Source organism: Chryseobacterium sediminis (genome assembly GCF_008386505.1).
GTDB lineage: Bacteria > Bacteroidota > Bacteroidia > Flavobacteriales > Weeksellaceae > Chryseobacterium > Chryseobacterium sediminis.
Genome location: NZ_VUNZ01000001.1, coordinates 805,798 through 821,000, shown reverse-complemented (window position 1 = coordinate 821,000; position 15,203 = coordinate 805,798). Strand labels below are relative to the sequence as shown.

The 15,203-nt window shown below is 36.7% G+C and carries 18 protein-coding genes; 8 read left to right on the top strand and 10 right to left on the bottom strand.

All coding sequences use genetic code 11. The features are described 5' to 3' along the window. Positions 1 to 150: 150 nt before the first annotated feature. Positions 151 to 867 (bottom strand): aspartate/glutamate racemase family protein, encoded by a 717-nt coding sequence (locus FW780_RS03830; RefSeq protein WP_149832285.1) that lies wholly within the window; start codon positions 865 to 867, stop codon positions 151 to 153. A gap of 85 nt (positions 868 to 952) precedes the next feature. Between FW780_RS03830 and FW780_RS03825 the strand changes: the two genes are divergently transcribed. Then, positions 953 to 2,371, top strand: a complete 1,419-nt coding sequence (locus tag FW780_RS03825; RefSeq protein ID WP_149832284.1) for an aminotransferase-like domain-containing protein — start codon at positions 953 to 955, stop codon at positions 2,369 to 2,371. 82 nt (positions 2,372 to 2,453) lie between these two features. Here the strand turns inward: FW780_RS03825 and FW780_RS03820 are convergent, their stop codons facing one another. The 3 genes from FW780_RS03820 to FW780_RS03810 form a co-directional block, all read right to left on the bottom strand. Beyond that, positions 2,454 to 3,851 (bottom strand): alkaline phosphatase, encoded by a 1,398-nt coding sequence (locus tag FW780_RS03820; protein WP_149832283.1) that lies wholly within the window; start codon positions 3,849 to 3,851, stop codon positions 2,454 to 2,456. 77 nt (positions 3,852 to 3,928) lie between these two features. Next, complete coding sequence (locus tag FW780_RS03815; protein ID WP_149832282.1) at positions 3,929 to 5,131, bottom strand: GTP-binding protein; 1,203 nt, start codon at positions 5,129 to 5,131, stop codon at positions 3,929 to 3,931. 4 nt (positions 5,132 to 5,135) lie between these two features. Then, positions 5,136 to 5,474, bottom strand: a complete 339-nt coding sequence (locus FW780_RS03810) for a MerC domain-containing protein (protein ID WP_149832281.1) — start codon at positions 5,472 to 5,474, stop codon at positions 5,136 to 5,138. An 87-nt stretch (positions 5,475 to 5,561) separates the two neighbouring features. On the opposite strand from FW780_RS03810, the gene FW780_RS03805 reads away from it, so the two are divergent. Then, positions 5,562 to 5,951, top strand: a complete 390-nt coding sequence (locus tag FW780_RS03805; RefSeq protein WP_149832280.1) for a Fur family transcriptional regulator — start codon at positions 5,562 to 5,564, stop codon at positions 5,949 to 5,951. Between the two features lie 58 nt (positions 5,952 to 6,009). Here FW780_RS03805 and FW780_RS03800 read toward each other — a convergent pair whose 3' ends face one another. From FW780_RS03800 to FW780_RS03790, 3 genes are all read right to left on the bottom strand, one after another. After that, positions 6,010 to 6,495, bottom strand: a complete 486-nt coding sequence (locus FW780_RS03800; RefSeq protein WP_149832279.1) for a hypothetical protein — start codon at positions 6,493 to 6,495, stop codon at positions 6,010 to 6,012. Positions 6,496 to 6,613: 118 nt separating this feature from the next. Continuing rightward, positions 6,614 to 6,958 carry a hypothetical protein gene (locus FW780_RS03795; RefSeq protein WP_149832278.1) on the bottom strand — a complete coding sequence of 115 codons (345 nt, stop codon included), beginning with the start codon at positions 6,956 to 6,958 and terminating at the stop codon, positions 6,614 to 6,616. 49 nt (positions 6,959 to 7,007) lie between these two features. Then, complete coding sequence (locus tag FW780_RS03790; protein ID WP_149832277.1) at positions 7,008 to 8,222, bottom strand: SH3 domain-containing protein; 1,215 nt, start codon at positions 8,220 to 8,222, stop codon at positions 7,008 to 7,010. A gap of 214 nt (positions 8,223 to 8,436) precedes the next feature. Here FW780_RS03790 and FW780_RS03785 point away from each other — a divergent pair, with 214 nt between their 5' ends. Beyond that, positions 8,437 to 8,928: a hypothetical protein gene (locus FW780_RS03785; protein ID WP_149832276.1), complete on the top strand. Its 492-nt coding sequence runs from the start codon at positions 8,437 to 8,439 to the stop codon at positions 8,926 to 8,928. Positions 8,929 to 8,981: 53 nt separating this feature from the next. On the opposite strand, the gene FW780_RS03780 is transcribed toward FW780_RS03785, so the two are convergent. From FW780_RS03780 to FW780_RS03770, 3 genes are all read right to left on the bottom strand, one after another. Continuing rightward, positions 8,982 to 9,209, bottom strand: a complete 228-nt coding sequence (locus FW780_RS03780) for a hypothetical protein (RefSeq protein WP_149832275.1) — start codon at positions 9,207 to 9,209, stop codon at positions 8,982 to 8,984. Positions 9,210 to 9,220: 11 nt separating this feature from the next. Then, positions 9,221 to 9,685 (bottom strand): NUDIX hydrolase, encoded by a 465-nt coding sequence (locus tag FW780_RS03775; protein WP_149832274.1) that lies wholly within the window; start codon positions 9,683 to 9,685, stop codon positions 9,221 to 9,223. 89 nt (positions 9,686 to 9,774) lie between these two features. Continuing rightward, positions 9,775 to 10,629, bottom strand: a complete 855-nt coding sequence (locus FW780_RS03770; protein ID WP_149832273.1) for an AraC family transcriptional regulator — start codon at positions 10,627 to 10,629, stop codon at positions 9,775 to 9,777. A gap of 92 nt (positions 10,630 to 10,721) precedes the next feature. Here FW780_RS03770 and FW780_RS03765 point away from each other — a divergent pair, with 92 nt between their 5' ends. The 5 genes from FW780_RS03765 to FW780_RS03745 all read left to right on the top strand — a co-directional run bounded on the left by FW780_RS03765 (position 10,722) and on the right by FW780_RS03745 (position 15,129). After that, positions 10,722 to 11,696 (top strand): polysaccharide deacetylase family protein, encoded by a 975-nt coding sequence (locus FW780_RS03765; protein ID WP_149832272.1) that lies wholly within the window; start codon positions 10,722 to 10,724, stop codon positions 11,694 to 11,696. A 139-nt stretch (positions 11,697 to 11,835) separates the two neighbouring features. Further along, the gene (locus FW780_RS03760) at positions 11,836 to 12,243 is read left to right on the top strand and encodes a DoxX family protein (RefSeq protein ID WP_149832271.1); all 408 of its coding nucleotides are present in this window, start codon (positions 11,836 to 11,838) and stop codon (positions 12,241 to 12,243) included. A 223-nt stretch (positions 12,244 to 12,466) separates the two neighbouring features. Next, positions 12,467 to 13,402, top strand: coding sequence for an NAD-dependent epimerase/dehydratase family protein (locus FW780_RS03755; RefSeq protein ID WP_149833799.1), 936 nt, complete (start codon positions 12,467 to 12,469; stop codon positions 13,400 to 13,402). Between the two features lie 121 nt (positions 13,403 to 13,523). Further along, entirely contained in the window at positions 13,524 to 14,432 is a 909-nt protein-coding gene (locus FW780_RS03750; protein ID WP_149832270.1) for a helix-turn-helix domain-containing protein, read from the top strand. 7 nt (positions 14,433 to 14,439) lie between these two features. Then, a complete protein-coding gene (locus FW780_RS03745) occupies positions 14,440 to 15,129 on the top strand; it encodes a type 1 glutamine amidotransferase domain-containing protein (protein WP_241676835.1) in 690 nt (229 codons plus the stop codon). Positions 15,130 to 15,203: the final 74 nt, after the last annotated feature.

Sequence of the window (15,203 nt, the reverse complement as noted above, 5' to 3'; positions counted from 1 at the left end):
GATTTTAAAAGAAGAAATAGGTATTATGGAATAAAAAATACCACATGTGATTATGTGGTATTTATATTTGAAACCGTTAAATAGATTGAACTCAATTGATTATTGTCGGTTTCTTTTAAATTGAACTGTATTTGATTGTATTTTAGTGTTTTATGATATCGCTGTTATGTTATGCTTTGAAACGGAAAATGCTACGGCAGCATCTACATGAATCTGTATGGTATCAAATACCGGAACAGACACATCTTCCTGTTTGATCAGAAGTGGAATTTCTGTACAGCCTAAAATAATCCCTTCTGCCCCACGGCCTATAAGTTCCTGAATAATCTTCAGATAATTTTTTTTGGTTTCAGGATTTATAATTCCCCTGCTTAATTCATTTCTTAAAATATCCTCAATATAATCTCTGTCTTCACTTTTCTCGGGAATCAGAGGTTCAAGGCCACCTTCGATCAGTTTATCCTTATAAAAATCCAGCTCCATCGTATAGCTTGTTCCTAGTAAACCGATTTTCTTTAGGCCTTTCCGTTTAACAGCATTGGCTGTAGCGGTTGTAATATGAATGAGCGGCAATCCTATTTGTTCTTCAATCCTGTCAGCAACAATGTGGGCTGTGTTGGCACAAAGTACAATAGCTTCCGCTCCGGACTTTTTTAGATTTTCTGCAGCATTGTATAGAAGTTCGTAAGTAGCATCCCAGTCATAATCTGCATTAAACTGTTGAAAATGATTAAAGTTGACTGAGTAAATAATACATTCTGCGAAATTCAATCCACCCAATTGCTGATTAATTCCTTCATTCAAAAGGCGGTAATAGTCTAAAGTAGAAGCCCAGCTGATGCCTCCTACCAATCCTAATTTTTTCATATTCTTCTTATTTTTTTGTTCAGTAAAAGTAGATATCTTTGCTATATTGTAACAGATACAAAAAATGAATATATTAGTATAACAGATGAAGGATTTTCAATACATAGCACTTGCAGATAAGTTTGAACTTTCCATTAACAACGGAACGTATCCTGTTGGGACCAAACTTCCATCATTACGAAGTATTCGTCAACAATTTAAAATAAGTGTTGGGACTATTCTGAAAGCCTTTACTTTATTGGAAGATAAAGGTTTGGTGGCAGGAAAAGAAAGGTCAGGGTTCGTTGTTCTCCGTACTTCAGTTTCTTCTGTAAATCTGCCAAAACAGACTGAAAGCAATACTCTTGCTCAAAAAATAGCTATTGGGAAAGTATTACAGGAAGTATCATTTCCTGATTCGGAAAACAAATCTTATGTTTCATTTTTTAACGCTGTCTTACATCCGGACCTTCTGCCTTTTAATGCTTTACGGAGAAGTTTACAGCAGGCTTCCAGAGATTTAACAGGACCGCATTTACAGTATGAACCTTCTGCAGGAAACAGTCAGTTGAGAGCTGAACTTGCCCGCAGGTCTTTCCTTTGGCAGGGTAATCTTGTGGCTGATGATGTAGTGATCACCAATGGCGCTTTGGAAGCAGTAAGTTTATGTCTGCGTGCTGTCACAAAAGCGGGTGATACTGTTCTTGTGCAGTCTCCAATCTACCATGGTATATTGCAAACCATTGAAAGTCTTGATCTCAAAGTAGTTGAATTTTCCGGCTGTCCTTTGACCGGAATCAATATTCAGGAATTGGAAGAAATCTGCAGCAGACAAAAGATTTCCGCATGTCTTTTAATTTCAAATTTTAATAATCCAAATGGTATTACCTTAAATAATGAACAGAAATCAGCAATAGTTGCTTTTGCTGAAAAAATGCAAGTTCCTGTCATTGAAGATGATATTTATGGGGATTTACATTTTCAGGCACAGCGCCCAACAACGATAAAAAGTTATGACGAGCATGGTTGGATTATGCTTTGCTCCTCTTTTTCCAAATCGGCTGCACCTGGTTACAGAATCGGCTGGTGTGCTGCAGGAAGGTTTACAGAGCAGGTAATTAAATTGAAAGCTGTTACAAATGTTGCTACAGCAAGTATCGTACAGTCTTCTTTGTTACAATTACTGAAAACAGGAGCTTATGACCGTCACTTGCGCAAGCTTAGGCCTGAATTGCATAGACTCATGCTTTTGACCTTTCAGGCGATAGAAAAATATTTTCCACCCGATATCCGGATGAGCCGGCCTGAAGGAGGTCTGGTAGTATGGATAGAGCTGCCTGCGCACATTGATGCATTTGAACTTCAGAAAAAAGCTATTGATCAGTTTGTAAATTTTGCTCCGGGACCGCTGTTTTCCAATCATGGAGATTATAGAAACTATATCCGGATCAGCTGTAATAATCTTTGGAATGATAAGGTAGAAAATGCTCTGAAAAGATTAGGTGATATTATAAAGAGTATGTAAATAAATCACAAAAAAACAAGGCGGACACAATCACTCCGCCTTGCACTCTCCCAAATAATTAAATATGAAAAAATATGAATGTCTATATTAAACAGGCTTTCAGCATCAGATTATGCAGGTCTGTATTTTTAACAAAAGGCTGCAAAAGTTCATTTCCGGGACCATAGGCCGCCACTTCCACATAATCTCCGGAATGATCCATGCTGATCCATCCTACAGAGTTCCTGCTTTTCTGAATTTCTGAATAAAGTTTGAAAGGCAGTTTTTTATAATTATAGAGCCCTTCTTCCTCTTTCTCAAGACCGTTGTAAAAACTCAGAAGATGCTTGGCTTCATCATCATTCAGAATGATTCTATTACCTTCATAGATCCAGTCTTTAATGTCTTTTACGGAATCATCTTTCTGAATCTTGTTCAGAATATATTCGTTGGTGTACTTATAATCTGAAATGCTGTTAAAGTTCCTGGTGGCATCAGCTCCGTAGATTGTTCCGGGATTGGCATTTCCATGATCTGTAGTGATAATGACTAATGTATTTCCGTCTTTTTCGGCAAAATCCATTACGGTTTTTACAGCTTCATCAAATGCCAGCTGATCATGGATAAGTGCTGCTACATCATTGGCATGGGCAGACCAGTCTACTTTTCCGGCTTCTACCTGAAGAACAAAACCCTCGGGATGATCTTTCATCTGATCGATAGCAGTCTTTGCCAATTCAGCAAGAGCCGGTGTGTTTTTGAATTCCGGAAGATGGGTTCTGTCAATACTGTAGGGCAATGCTCCTGTACTGAATATTCCTAATAACTTCTCTCCTTTTTTGATTTCTTTAAGGTCGTTCTGTGTTTTTAGAATCCTGTATCCTTTTTTACTGTACACAGAGTAGAGATCTTTTTTGTCTTCTCTTTTGGCTGGATTGAAAAATTCGTCTCCGCCTCCTAACAGTACATCCAGTTCCAGCTCAGCATACATTTCGGCGATTTGAGGTTCTGCATTTCTTTTTGATGAGTTTACACAAAATCCTGCAGGAGTGGCATGTGTGATGGTAACCGTTGTCACGCAGCCTGCTTTCTTTCCTGCTTTTTTATATTGCTGCCATATGGGAAGATGTTTTTCACCGTTGGCTCCTATGTTCAGGGTTCCATTTTTAACCCGTATTCCGCCTCCGAATGCTGAACTTGCCGCAGCAGAATCTGTTACAATAGAATTTGCTGAAGCAGTGTCCATCAAAGCACGGGTCACTTTTTTGTCATGATACAGATTGAGCCAGTTACTCCCCTTTCCCAAAATGTTCCGGGAATAGATGTCTGCCATTGAAAGCGTTCCGAGACTCATCCCATCACTTACCATAAAGATGATGTTCTTTGCTTTTCCTGTGTGGGGATTTTCAATAGTTTTCCCGAAGCTCCAGAGGTCAGACGGTGATAAAGTCAATAACCCTGAAAGTAATGCTGAGCCTTTTAGAAATTTTCTTCTGTCCATATTGTTTTGAAATAAAGCGGAAAGTTATTGTATTTAGTTTTTTATCGAAACCAAGTTGCATTAATTAAAAGTTAATTTTAAATATTCTTTGGAAAAGGATCTTCAAAAGGCATTTTTTGTTCAAGCAATTCTTTTTCCTGCTCATTAATAAGACAATGCTGAAGGTCTGATATCATTTGATCTTTATCCAGGTTCTGCCCGATGAATACAAGCTCATTGATTCTGTCACCCCAGTTTTTATCCCATCTACTTTCTATAAACTCCTGATTTTCTGTGAATGAAGAATACTGTACCCGTTGGTTCATAGGCATACTGCCCCACCAGACTCCTGCCTTTTCCAGACGGAAAGAGCCTCCTGCCTGGGAAAAGTTCAAAGCATCGCTTGGTCTTGAGGCCAGCCAGAACAAGCCTTTTGCTCTTATTATTCCTTCAGGATAATGATAATTCAAATATTCCCAAAGTCTTACAGGGTGAAATGGTTTTTTATCTCTGAATACCAATGAGCTTATTCCATATTCTTCAGTTTCCGGGGTATGATGTTCAGCCTGTAATTCTTTTTGCCAGCCAGCTGAAGATTGTGCTTTATCAAAGTCAAAAAGCTGAGTATTTAAAATCTGTTGAGGTTCAATTTTACCAAACTCGGAATTTAGAATAACGGCGTCTGGGTTTAATTTTTTAATGGCAGCCTTTAAAAATCCAAGTGTTTCAGTATTTATAAGATCTGTTTTGTTTAAAATAATAACATTGGCAAACTCAATCTGGTCGGTAAGAAGGTTGACAATTGTCCTGTAATCTCCTTCCATATCGGTAAGGTCACGATCCGTCAACAGTTCATTGGAACCGAAATCTTTCATAAAATTGAAACAATCCACTACAGTTACCATGGTATCTACATAGCTGAAACGGGAAAGGTCTATTCCGCTCTCTTCATCAATATAAGTAAAGGTCTGGGCAACCGGAATGGGTTCACTGATCCCCGTACTCTCTATCAATAAGTAATCAAAACGATTTTCGTGGGCAAGGCGTTCTACTTCTACCATCAGATCTTCGCGGAGTGTACAGCAGATGCATCCGTTACTCATTTCTACCAATTTTTCTTCTGTTCTGGAAAGAGTATTTTGATTTTCAATAAGGCGGGCATCAATATTAACCTCGCTCATATCATTCACAATGACAGCTACTTTTAAGCCTTGCTTATTATGGAGAATATGATTCAGTAATGTGGTTTTTCCAGCTCCCAAAAAGCCACTGAGTACCGTTACAGGAAGTTTTTTCGTCATGTAATTAATGTTTATGATTTTTAAAATTGATGATATGGCCAGTGATTAAACCCGCAGTTCCAAGATAGATCAGAGGGACATGAATCTCAAATATCAGATCTGTGAGTACAGAAATAAAAATGAGAGCAACAGATATCCAGAATAGAAGTTTCAGCCATCGGTTGGTTATTTTTTTTGTTACTCTGAATACGACAACGGTACCAATGCAAAGGAAAGCTAAATCGATATAGGGATTATGGGATATACCCAAAGGGACAATCAGTAATAATGGAAAGACTATACAATGAATCAGGCATAAAACAGCAGCGGAGATTCCTACAGCATCAAGAATTTTTGACTTCATAATAGTATGGATTAATTTTTCTTATTGTAACTTTGTTGCAAAAGTATAGATAAAAATTTAAATAACGCAACTTTGTTGCATTAAAATATGAAACAGGTCAGAAATACACATGCCAAAACTGAAATTTTAAGCCTTATTAATAACTCAGATATTGCTCTTACGCACTCAGATATCCAAAAGAAATTGGGTAATCTATGCAATAGGGTAACGATTTATAGGGTTTTGGAAAGGCTTGAAAACGAAGGCGCTATCCACAAGATTGTTAATATTGACGGTGTGGTGAATTTTGCGAAGTGCAGTGGAAAATGTACTCATGAGCAACATTTCCATAATCATGTTCACTTCAACTGCAAAGAATGTCATTCTGTAACGTGCATTGAAAACGCGATTCCGGAAATCAGTTTACCAGAGCATTTTATAGCACAGGAGTACAATTTTATTATCAGTGGGATCTGCCCAAAATGTGCTGATGCTTAAAAAACAAAAAAGGCAGATAAACGAATTCGCTCATCTGCCTTTTTACCTTTATTTGTTACTATAAAGAAGAGATATAGACTTCTATTTTGGTACCGTCATAGTTGAAAGTGCCATCAGAATTTCTTTTGCCCAATACCCATTTCATATCTACAGGTACAGACCATGCAGAACCTAATGAAAATCCGTTAACGGATCTTATTTCATTTCCGTTTCCAGTAGTAACCGCTGAGTGAAAGAAGGTTTTATCAATAAGTCGGTAAAAACCAATGGCTTTTCCTGCGGGAATAGGTGAATATCCGTCCCATTTCTCTCCTGAAAGATAATTAAATAGAGTCAACCATTTTTGTCCGGCTGATTCTGCCAGCTGAGCAGGACTTATGGATGCCCCACGCATATATAATGCATAGGCTACCACGTCATGACATACTCCACTGTTGTATTTCGAAATATTCTCTGCTCCGGAGAGAATAGCATGAGCAACGGGCGCTCTTTCGGATAGGGATAGCTGAGCCTTCCTGGCTCCTTCCGGTGTAATAAATGACATAATATTTTGTTTGGTAGTGTAAAGATACAGCTTTAAAATTTAATCACTGTTGTAGGAAAATAGATGGGCTTTTTGAAGAATAGAGAACCTGCCTTTTGGGGATTAGCTGAAGCCCATTTCAATCATTTATAAATTCCAATAGCCGTTTTCTCGTAATTACCTGATTTCCTCTATAAAAATCATCATCTTCAAGTCGGGCTAATGAGGCTGTAGATTGTTCAGAAAGCCATGCAACAAATAATCCTCTGTCTTCAAAAACCGTGGGAACAGAAAAGTCAGTTCCATCGTAAAGTTCTCCATATAGAAATTGATTTTTTTCATTCATTTTCATTGCCATTCCGCAAAAATCACGATGCTGATATCCAAGAAAATACCCATTCTGTAACTTATCAGCAACGAGTTCTGCTATTGTATAACCAAATGCAGCAGTATCAGCAGCTAAGGAAATAGGATCATTGGTCATTAATGTAAAATTTAAATGTTATGATTTATAAATGTAATTAAAAATTTATCTAGCAATAGAACATACATTCATAGCTGAAAAGTTTTCCGTTTTTAAAGGTAAAAATGAAAAGACCTGCATCACTATTCTGAATGTGGTACTCATGGGGAGAAGAAATCCAGCGTGCCGACAGCATATCCCCAAAATGGGTTACAAAATTTCTTTCATCATAATTGGAGTCCATACGCTCATTTCCTATGACTAAAGCTTCACCATTGCTAAAAGACATTTTGTAGATACTTCCGGAAACTTTTCCTTTATATTCTTCAAAAGCAACAGTGATATTGGGTGTTCTGTAAAAATATTGGGGCTCCCATCCACATTCAGGAGTATTGGGGATATCTTTTACTTTCTGCATGTCCAGCTGTTTTACCTGGGCCTCTGTAATTTTTCCATCAAAAAGTTGAGTGTCTTTCCATATAAAATGCAGGTTCAGGGCTTTCAGTTTTTTTTCATAAGCTTCTGTTCCCTGTTTTTTTGCCAATTGATCTGCCACAAGGAGTTCAAAGTCGATATCTATTTTAGGATTTTCTACACCGGCATTTGTATAAGATTCTTTCCAGTAATTCAAGGCTTGTTTCAGGTTTTTGTCCTCCAGCCATGCAATTTCACGTAATCTTCCCACCTGTGTAAGTTCCTTTTCCTTATTTTTTCCTTTCACTGCAAGATATTCTTTCAAAACTTTCTCATAAGTAAGCTCAGTGCCGAGATATTTCATTTGAATATATTCAGGATTTTCATGGAAATGATCTCCAATATATACCCAGCCATCCTGATATAAAGGGACATAATCAATGCACACCAGCTCGTTTAAAGCAGCTCTTCGGATGGCAGCACTTTCTGTGGCAGGAGCTTTCCTTACACGTAATTCAGATACCTGTACATAATAGTGTGGACACTGATATCCCTGTGTTCCTCTATAAAAATACTGAACAGGTTCACCCGGAGATTTCTTGCCACGCATGGATTTTAATAAAGGCTGACGATCTATGAACCCAATATCACCATTACTTACCTGTACTTTATATTGGGTTTGGGTAGAATCCAGAAGGTAAACGGGAGCTTCAGTAGAAAATATTCCCAGAAGATCTTTATTATTACCATTTTCACGATAGAGATGTCCCCATTCAGATGTATAAACAGGATGTTCACCAGGTTTTTGTGCCATGATAGTATAAAAACAGCAATGAATAATGCCAGCTCCTAATAATATCTTTTTCAACATATTGTAATTTGGACAAACCTAATATTTCCTTTTTTGGGAAAAGAGTTTGCTTTTGTTATAAGGTTATTTCCTTCAAAAATACTGAATAATGAAGGACATTCCTACTCTTATTGTTATTCAGAATGGGTATAAATACCATCCTATTCATTCACTTCCATTGGGTAAAGTAAATAAAAATACTATTTTTATCGGCCAAAAAAAGTAAAGACTCATTATGCCGACTGATGCTTCTCATAAGCTGATTCCGATGACCACTTTCGTGCTGGAATATTATTCACACGAAGGATATGCCGATCTTCAGATTTTGAATCTGATGAATAATTATGCCAATTTTTTAAAGAAACGTCTGACTCTTGGAATGTTTGTTCCCTTAGATCGTGAAGGAAACATCCTGAAAGAACCTAAAAATTATGACTCATGGAAATCCCTTGACCATAATGACGGAAAAAGGACTGATATTGCAGGGTTTGAAGAATATGGAGAATATCAGAAGGCCGAACAGAACTGTATGTTTGAAGGTTTTAAAGTAGACTATAACGGATATTCAAAAGTGAGAATTATTGCTTCCTATGATGCTTCTATAGAATTATCATTCAATAAAAATGACCTGCTCCCTGCAGGATTCAATGATGTAGAATCGCTTACTGTTTTTGATGATATATTTTTGACATCCAGTGCGCTAAGGGCTATTGGGATAAAGCGGTAAAACTTTAATATATAAAAAAGCGTTTATCAGTCTGATAAACGTTTTTTGTTTTTTTATCTTACACATTCTCCCGAATGGCAGTGATAGCCGGAAGGACACATCCCGTTGATACAGGGACCCACTGCATCAGGATAGCAACTTTCATCTGCGCGGCAATGAGAATGAGGAGGACATAGGGAAAGAATATTTCCAAGGCATATGCCAACAGGAAGAGGAAGATTCAGCTCTATTCCTATTTCTCCAATAATGTTTTTTAATTTTTTTCTGTTTAATTTTTTCATGGTTTTTGTTGTTAGGTGTTGTTTTTTAATATGTTTTCAAGTTCTGTAATGAAATCTTTCTGTGCAGTATTGATTCGTTGCAGTGCTTCTTCTGAGGGAAACCATTCCCATTGATCTACTTCGGGGATTTCTGTTATTTTGCCGGAATTGGGTGGCCATTCCATAGAGAATGTATTACTGTAAAGAACTGAAGTGTCAATATCAGCTTCTACAGCCCATGCGTAAACGGTTTTTCCTCCCTTTTGCTTAATGGGAGATAATTTGATGAACTCTCCTTCTATAGATTGTCCGGTTTCTTCTTTAAATTCTATTAACGCACGCTCCAATGGATTTTCGTCTGGAAGGAGCTCTCCTTTTGGAATAGACCATGCACCCAGGTTTTTATTTTTCCAAAAAGGCCCACCGGGATGTATCAGAAAGTAATACAAACTGTCTTTTTCTTTTTTAAAGAGTAAAACGCCAGCACTCACTTTCATAAGTTTAAAAGTTTGATTATTAAAGATATGAAAATATTAATTAAGCCGTAAAAGAGAACTATAAGGGACTGACATGTAATTTATCTTAATTACTTCACCATTGATTTCTTTTTAAACTCAGAAGGCGATATTTCTTTATATCCTTTGAATATTTTATTGAAGTGGCTGGCATCATTGAAACCCAGTTTATCTGCAATCTCACTGATGTTGTAATGGCTTTGAAGCAAAAGTTTTTCTGCAATTTTCATTTTATGCTGCATAACATGCTGCTGTATAGAAAATCCTGTCTGCTTTTTAATATAAATGCTGATGTAATTAGGAGAAAGCATAAACTCTCTGGCCAGATTTTCAATTTTCATTTTGTCTGCATCCAAAGCATTAATATTCATATAATACAATATCCTTTCAATTCTGCTCAGGTTTTGAGTAATCCAGTTTTTAGCTGTGATATTACTCATGGTATTCTGGATGAGAATAGTAATAATGGCAGAGAAAAGATCTGAACTTATCTCTTTATTATAAGTGTTTTTGTGGCTGAACTCGTACAGAAGAATTCGGGCAAGCTGCAACAGATGTTCCCTATCTGTTTTACATTTGATCACCGATTCGTATACAAAGGAATGGTCTTCCATCAGAAGTTGGACAACTTTTTTCAGTTCATTTTTTTTATCAGACAGCAGATTTTCCCAAATGTAATGTTCTGTAAATTTTATATAAATAAAACGTGTTTTATTGGTAATGGAAAACTCATGGCCATCACTGGGCCGCAGGAGAAAAACATCTCCTCTTTTGTAGGGGAAAGTAATATTGTTGAGATGATGAAATCCTTTTCCATGTTCTATGATAATCAGTTCATAAAAATTATGATTGTGATATTCAACGTCCCATATTTCTTTTTCAATGCTGAAAACATTAAAAGAATTGAAGTTAACGATTCGTTTCATTAAAAGAATGGATTTTTACAAATTTACCATTAATTTTTACAATATATTGTGATCCATTATTGATCAATTTTGTCCTGTTAAATACATTCAAAATGAAATATATAAAACAATCTGTACTGTTGCTTGCTTCTACCATCGTTCTGATGTCTTTTTCTGATCATGATAAAAGAGTAAAAAAAGATCAATCTGAAATAAAGACTTTAACAAAAAAATACTGGCCTAATGGGGCACAGCTGGTGATTTCCGTTTCCATGCAGTTTGAAACAGGTGGGCAGCCTGAAGGTGCTGAAAGTCCTTTCAGTGGAACTTCACTTCCTAAAGGCCAGCCAGATCTTCCGGCGGAAAGCTGGTATCGTTACGGCGGAAATGAAGGGATTTACAGAATGCTGGATCTATGGAAAAAATATGACATTAAAGTAACCTCCCATGTGGTGGGAACGGCAGCAGAAAAGTATCCGGAAGTAGCAAAAGCTATTGCCAACGGAGGTCATGAAATTGCAGCCCATGGTTTTACCTGGGATAATCAGTGGAATAAAAATTATGCTGATGAGTTAAATTTTGTGAAACAGGGCGTAGATGTTGTTGAAAAAATTACAGGCCAGAAAGCAGTTGGATATAACTGTAACTGGCTGAGAAGAAGCCCAAATACGCTTAAAGTGCTACAAGATCTTGGTTTTCTGTATCATATAGATGATTTAAGCCACGATGAACCTTTCATTACTAAAGTAAAAGGTAAAAACTTTGTGGTAATCCCTTATACATTGCGTAATAATGATATTGTTAATATTGAAGGAAAACATTGGAGTCCTGATCAGTTTTTGAATCAGTTAAAATTTGAATTTGATCGTCTTTATGAAGAAGGAGCATCAAAAAGAAGAATGATGAGTATCAGCTTTCACGACAGAATTGGCGGAACTCCTGCAATGGTACATGCAATGGAAGGATTTATAAAATATACCAAAGAAAAACAAGGAGTAGTCTTTATGAGAAAAGATGATATAGCCAAAATGGTAATGAATGATCCTGACACTCCTATTGATAATAACGAAGAAAAGTTTAACAAGTAAGGAAGCTGGAAGTTATATCTGGTATGATTCATTTTACCATCTTTTTTATCTGTTTAAATTAACCTGTAATTTGTTTTGCAGACCTTAATAACTTCCTTTCTCCAGCTTCCCTCTCCTAACCCCAAAAAAATACTACTATATGCACACAAAAACAGCCTATTTTTTCCTTCGCGTCTCGATGGGAATAAACCTTTTAGGACACGGATTAGTCCGTTTGGTAAAATTACAGGACTTCGCATCAGGAATGATGAAAGGCTTTGAAACGAGCTGGCTTCCACAGTCAATGGTACATCTCTTCGGGATTACACTCCCCTTTTTTGAATTTCTCATCGGGTTATTGTTGATGATTGGTTTTAAAACACGGATAGCTACAATAGCCGGAGCTTCTCTGATTGTTCTACTGCTTTTTGGAAGCAGTACTGTCGAAAACTGGGAAGCCATGGGTATTCAGATGATTTATGCAGGATTATTCTACATTCTGATCAGCAGAATTGATGACAATGCTCTGGCTCTGGATAGGAAAAAACTAAAAAAGCTAGCAGTTTAAGGCTGGGAAAGAAAGGAAACAATGAAGAATAAAAAGACAATTATTCAGGTGTTGTGATCTTTACTTTCTCAGCTTTTTTTATGATCTCAGAGATTATGTTACAATTTTCATGGATTCAGTTACTCTGTTTTTATCATTATGCCCGAATTTTGTATCAGAAATAAGAGCAACTGAATATTCTGTTTATTTTCAGTGTGATATCTAACCCTCAAAATAAAAAATGATGCAAACGATATTAGGAGCCAATGGGCAGATTGGCGAAGAGCTGGCAAGAGAACTGAAAAGAAATTATACTTCAGATATCCGTATTGTCAGCAGAAATGCTAAAAAAGTAAATGATACAGATACTGTTTTCTCAGCAGACTTATCAGACAGAGAAAAGGCAATAGAAGCCGTAAAAGGAAGTGAAATTGCTTACTTTACTCTGGGACTTCCCATGGATACCGGTCTTTGGGAAAGACAATTCTCCGTAATATTGAAAAATGTTATTGAAGCTTGTAAAATCAGTGGCACAAAACTGGTATTTTTTGACAATACTTATATGTATCCTCAGAATAACGAAATATTAACAGAACAAACCCAATTTGCTCCTGTAGGCAGAAAAGGAAGGGTAAGAAAAGTAATGGCAGAGATGCTTCTGAAAGAAATAAAAGCCCAAACAATAGACGCTGTAATCTGCAGGGCTCCTGAATTTTATGGTCCGGGGAAAACTCAAAGTATTACCAATAGTCTTATTTTTAATGCCATTAAAGAAGATAAAAAACTGAAAGTACCTTTAAGAGATGATAAACTGCGAAGTCTGATCTGGACACCTGATGCAAGCCGCGCTACAGCTTTAATCGGAAATACTCCTGATGCCTATGGACAAACCTGGCATTTGCCGGTAGATGATAATAAGTTAAACTATAAGGAGTTCATCGCACTAATCTCTCAGATCTATGGAAAAGAATTCAAATATTCCATTATCCCGAATCTGGCTTTTACTATAGGATCATTTTTCAACAAAAATGCAAAAGAACTGCAGGAACTGCTTCCAAGATATCAATATGATAACCTCTTTGACGATTCAAAATTCAGGAAAAGATTCCCGGAATTTCAGGTAACTACCTACAGACAGGGAATTGAAGAGATCAAAAAAGAACAGCAAAGCTCAAAATAATTCTTTAAAATAAGTAACTTAGAACAACCAATACCACAACCAAAGGGCAAAACATTTTCCTTCTTTGGAGGGTGGCGAAAATTCAAAGAATTTTTGACGGGGTGGTGAAAAAAGAAATAAAATGAAAGCTCCTGAAAAAGTAACGTCTATAACAGCATTGCACAACTATCTGAAGTTGAAAAGACCTTCCAACCCTTTGATCAGTGTGTTTGATTTTAACGAAGTGAGTATTGATCCGGAAACTATTCTGAGTGCCGTGACTACAGATTTTTATGTGGTTTCCATTAAAAAGGATTGTGCAGGAAGATGTAAATATGGACAGCATTATTATGACTTTGAGGATGGAATCATGTATTTTATTGCTCCCCATCAGGTATTGCAGTTTGAAGATATTCTGCTTTCTGAAGTGAGAGGAAACGTGCTGGTTATACATCCCGATTTTCTGCAGGGATATCCATTAGCTTCTGTCATAAAAGATTATGGCTACTTCTCTTATACGGCCAATGAAGCTCTGTATCTTTCCGAAAAAGAAGAAAAATCTGTAACGGATATCATGGATAATATCAGCAGAGAGATCGAAGCCAATATGGATGGTTTTACCCAGGATTTATTGGTATCCAATATTGATTTACTGTTAAAATATTGTGACAGATTCTATAACCGCCAGTTTTTAACCCGGAAAAAAGTGAATCATGATCTTTTGACCCAGCTTGAAAACTTACTGGATGATTATTTTAAAAATGAAAACCTGTTGCTCAATGGAATTCCTACTGTACAATTTGTGGCAAAGCAAATGAATATCAGCCCCAATTATTTAAGCGATATGCTAAGGGTTCACACAGGGCAGACCACACAGCAGCATATTCAGAACAGAGTGATTGAAAAGGCAAAAGAGCTGTTGTCTACCACTACAATGTCCGTATCTGAGATTGCTTATAGCCTGGGATTTGAGCATCCACAGTCTTTTCATCGTTTGTTTAAAAATCAGACGGCTGTTTCTCCTTTAGAATTCAGAAAATCTTTTAATTAAAACTGTTATGATGAAAAATATTTTGTTAATTGTAACCAATGTAGACCAATATGCCAACAGCCAGCTAAAGACAGGATTGTGGCTGAGTGAGCTTACCCATATGTATCATGCAGCAAAAGAAAAAGGATGGCAGATTACCATTGCTTCTCCAAAGGGCAGGCATACTCCTATTGATCCGGAAAGTCTGAAACCATTTGTGCTTGATGATATTTCAAAAAAGTATTATGAAAATCCTGCATTTATGGATATTTTGGCTCATACAAAAAGTCTGAGTGAAATAGAAAATACTTCTTTCGATTGTGTTTACCTCACAGGCGGGCATGCTACCATGTATGATTTTCCGGATAACGCTACATTACAGGCTATTCTTAGGAAACAGTATGAAAGTCATAAAATAGTTGCCGCGATTTGTCATGGAGTCGGAGGATTGCTGAATGTAAGATTATCTGACGGAGAATATATGATTAAAGGAAAATCTGTTACAGGATTTGACTGGTTTGAAGAAACATTGGCCAGAAGAAAAAACGAAGTTCCTTTTAATCTCGAAGCAGCACTTAAAGAACGAGGTGTATATTACAGAAAAGCCTTTATCCCAATGACTTCCAATGTGGTAATTGACGGTAATCTGATCACGGGACAAAATCCGTTCAGCTCCAAAGAAATGGCTAAAACGGTTGTTCGGGAACTTGAAAAATGATAATCATTTAAAAGGAAGCTATAAATATTTTATTATATTTGTCTGAATAGTGCGGGATTTATGACAGAAAAAAA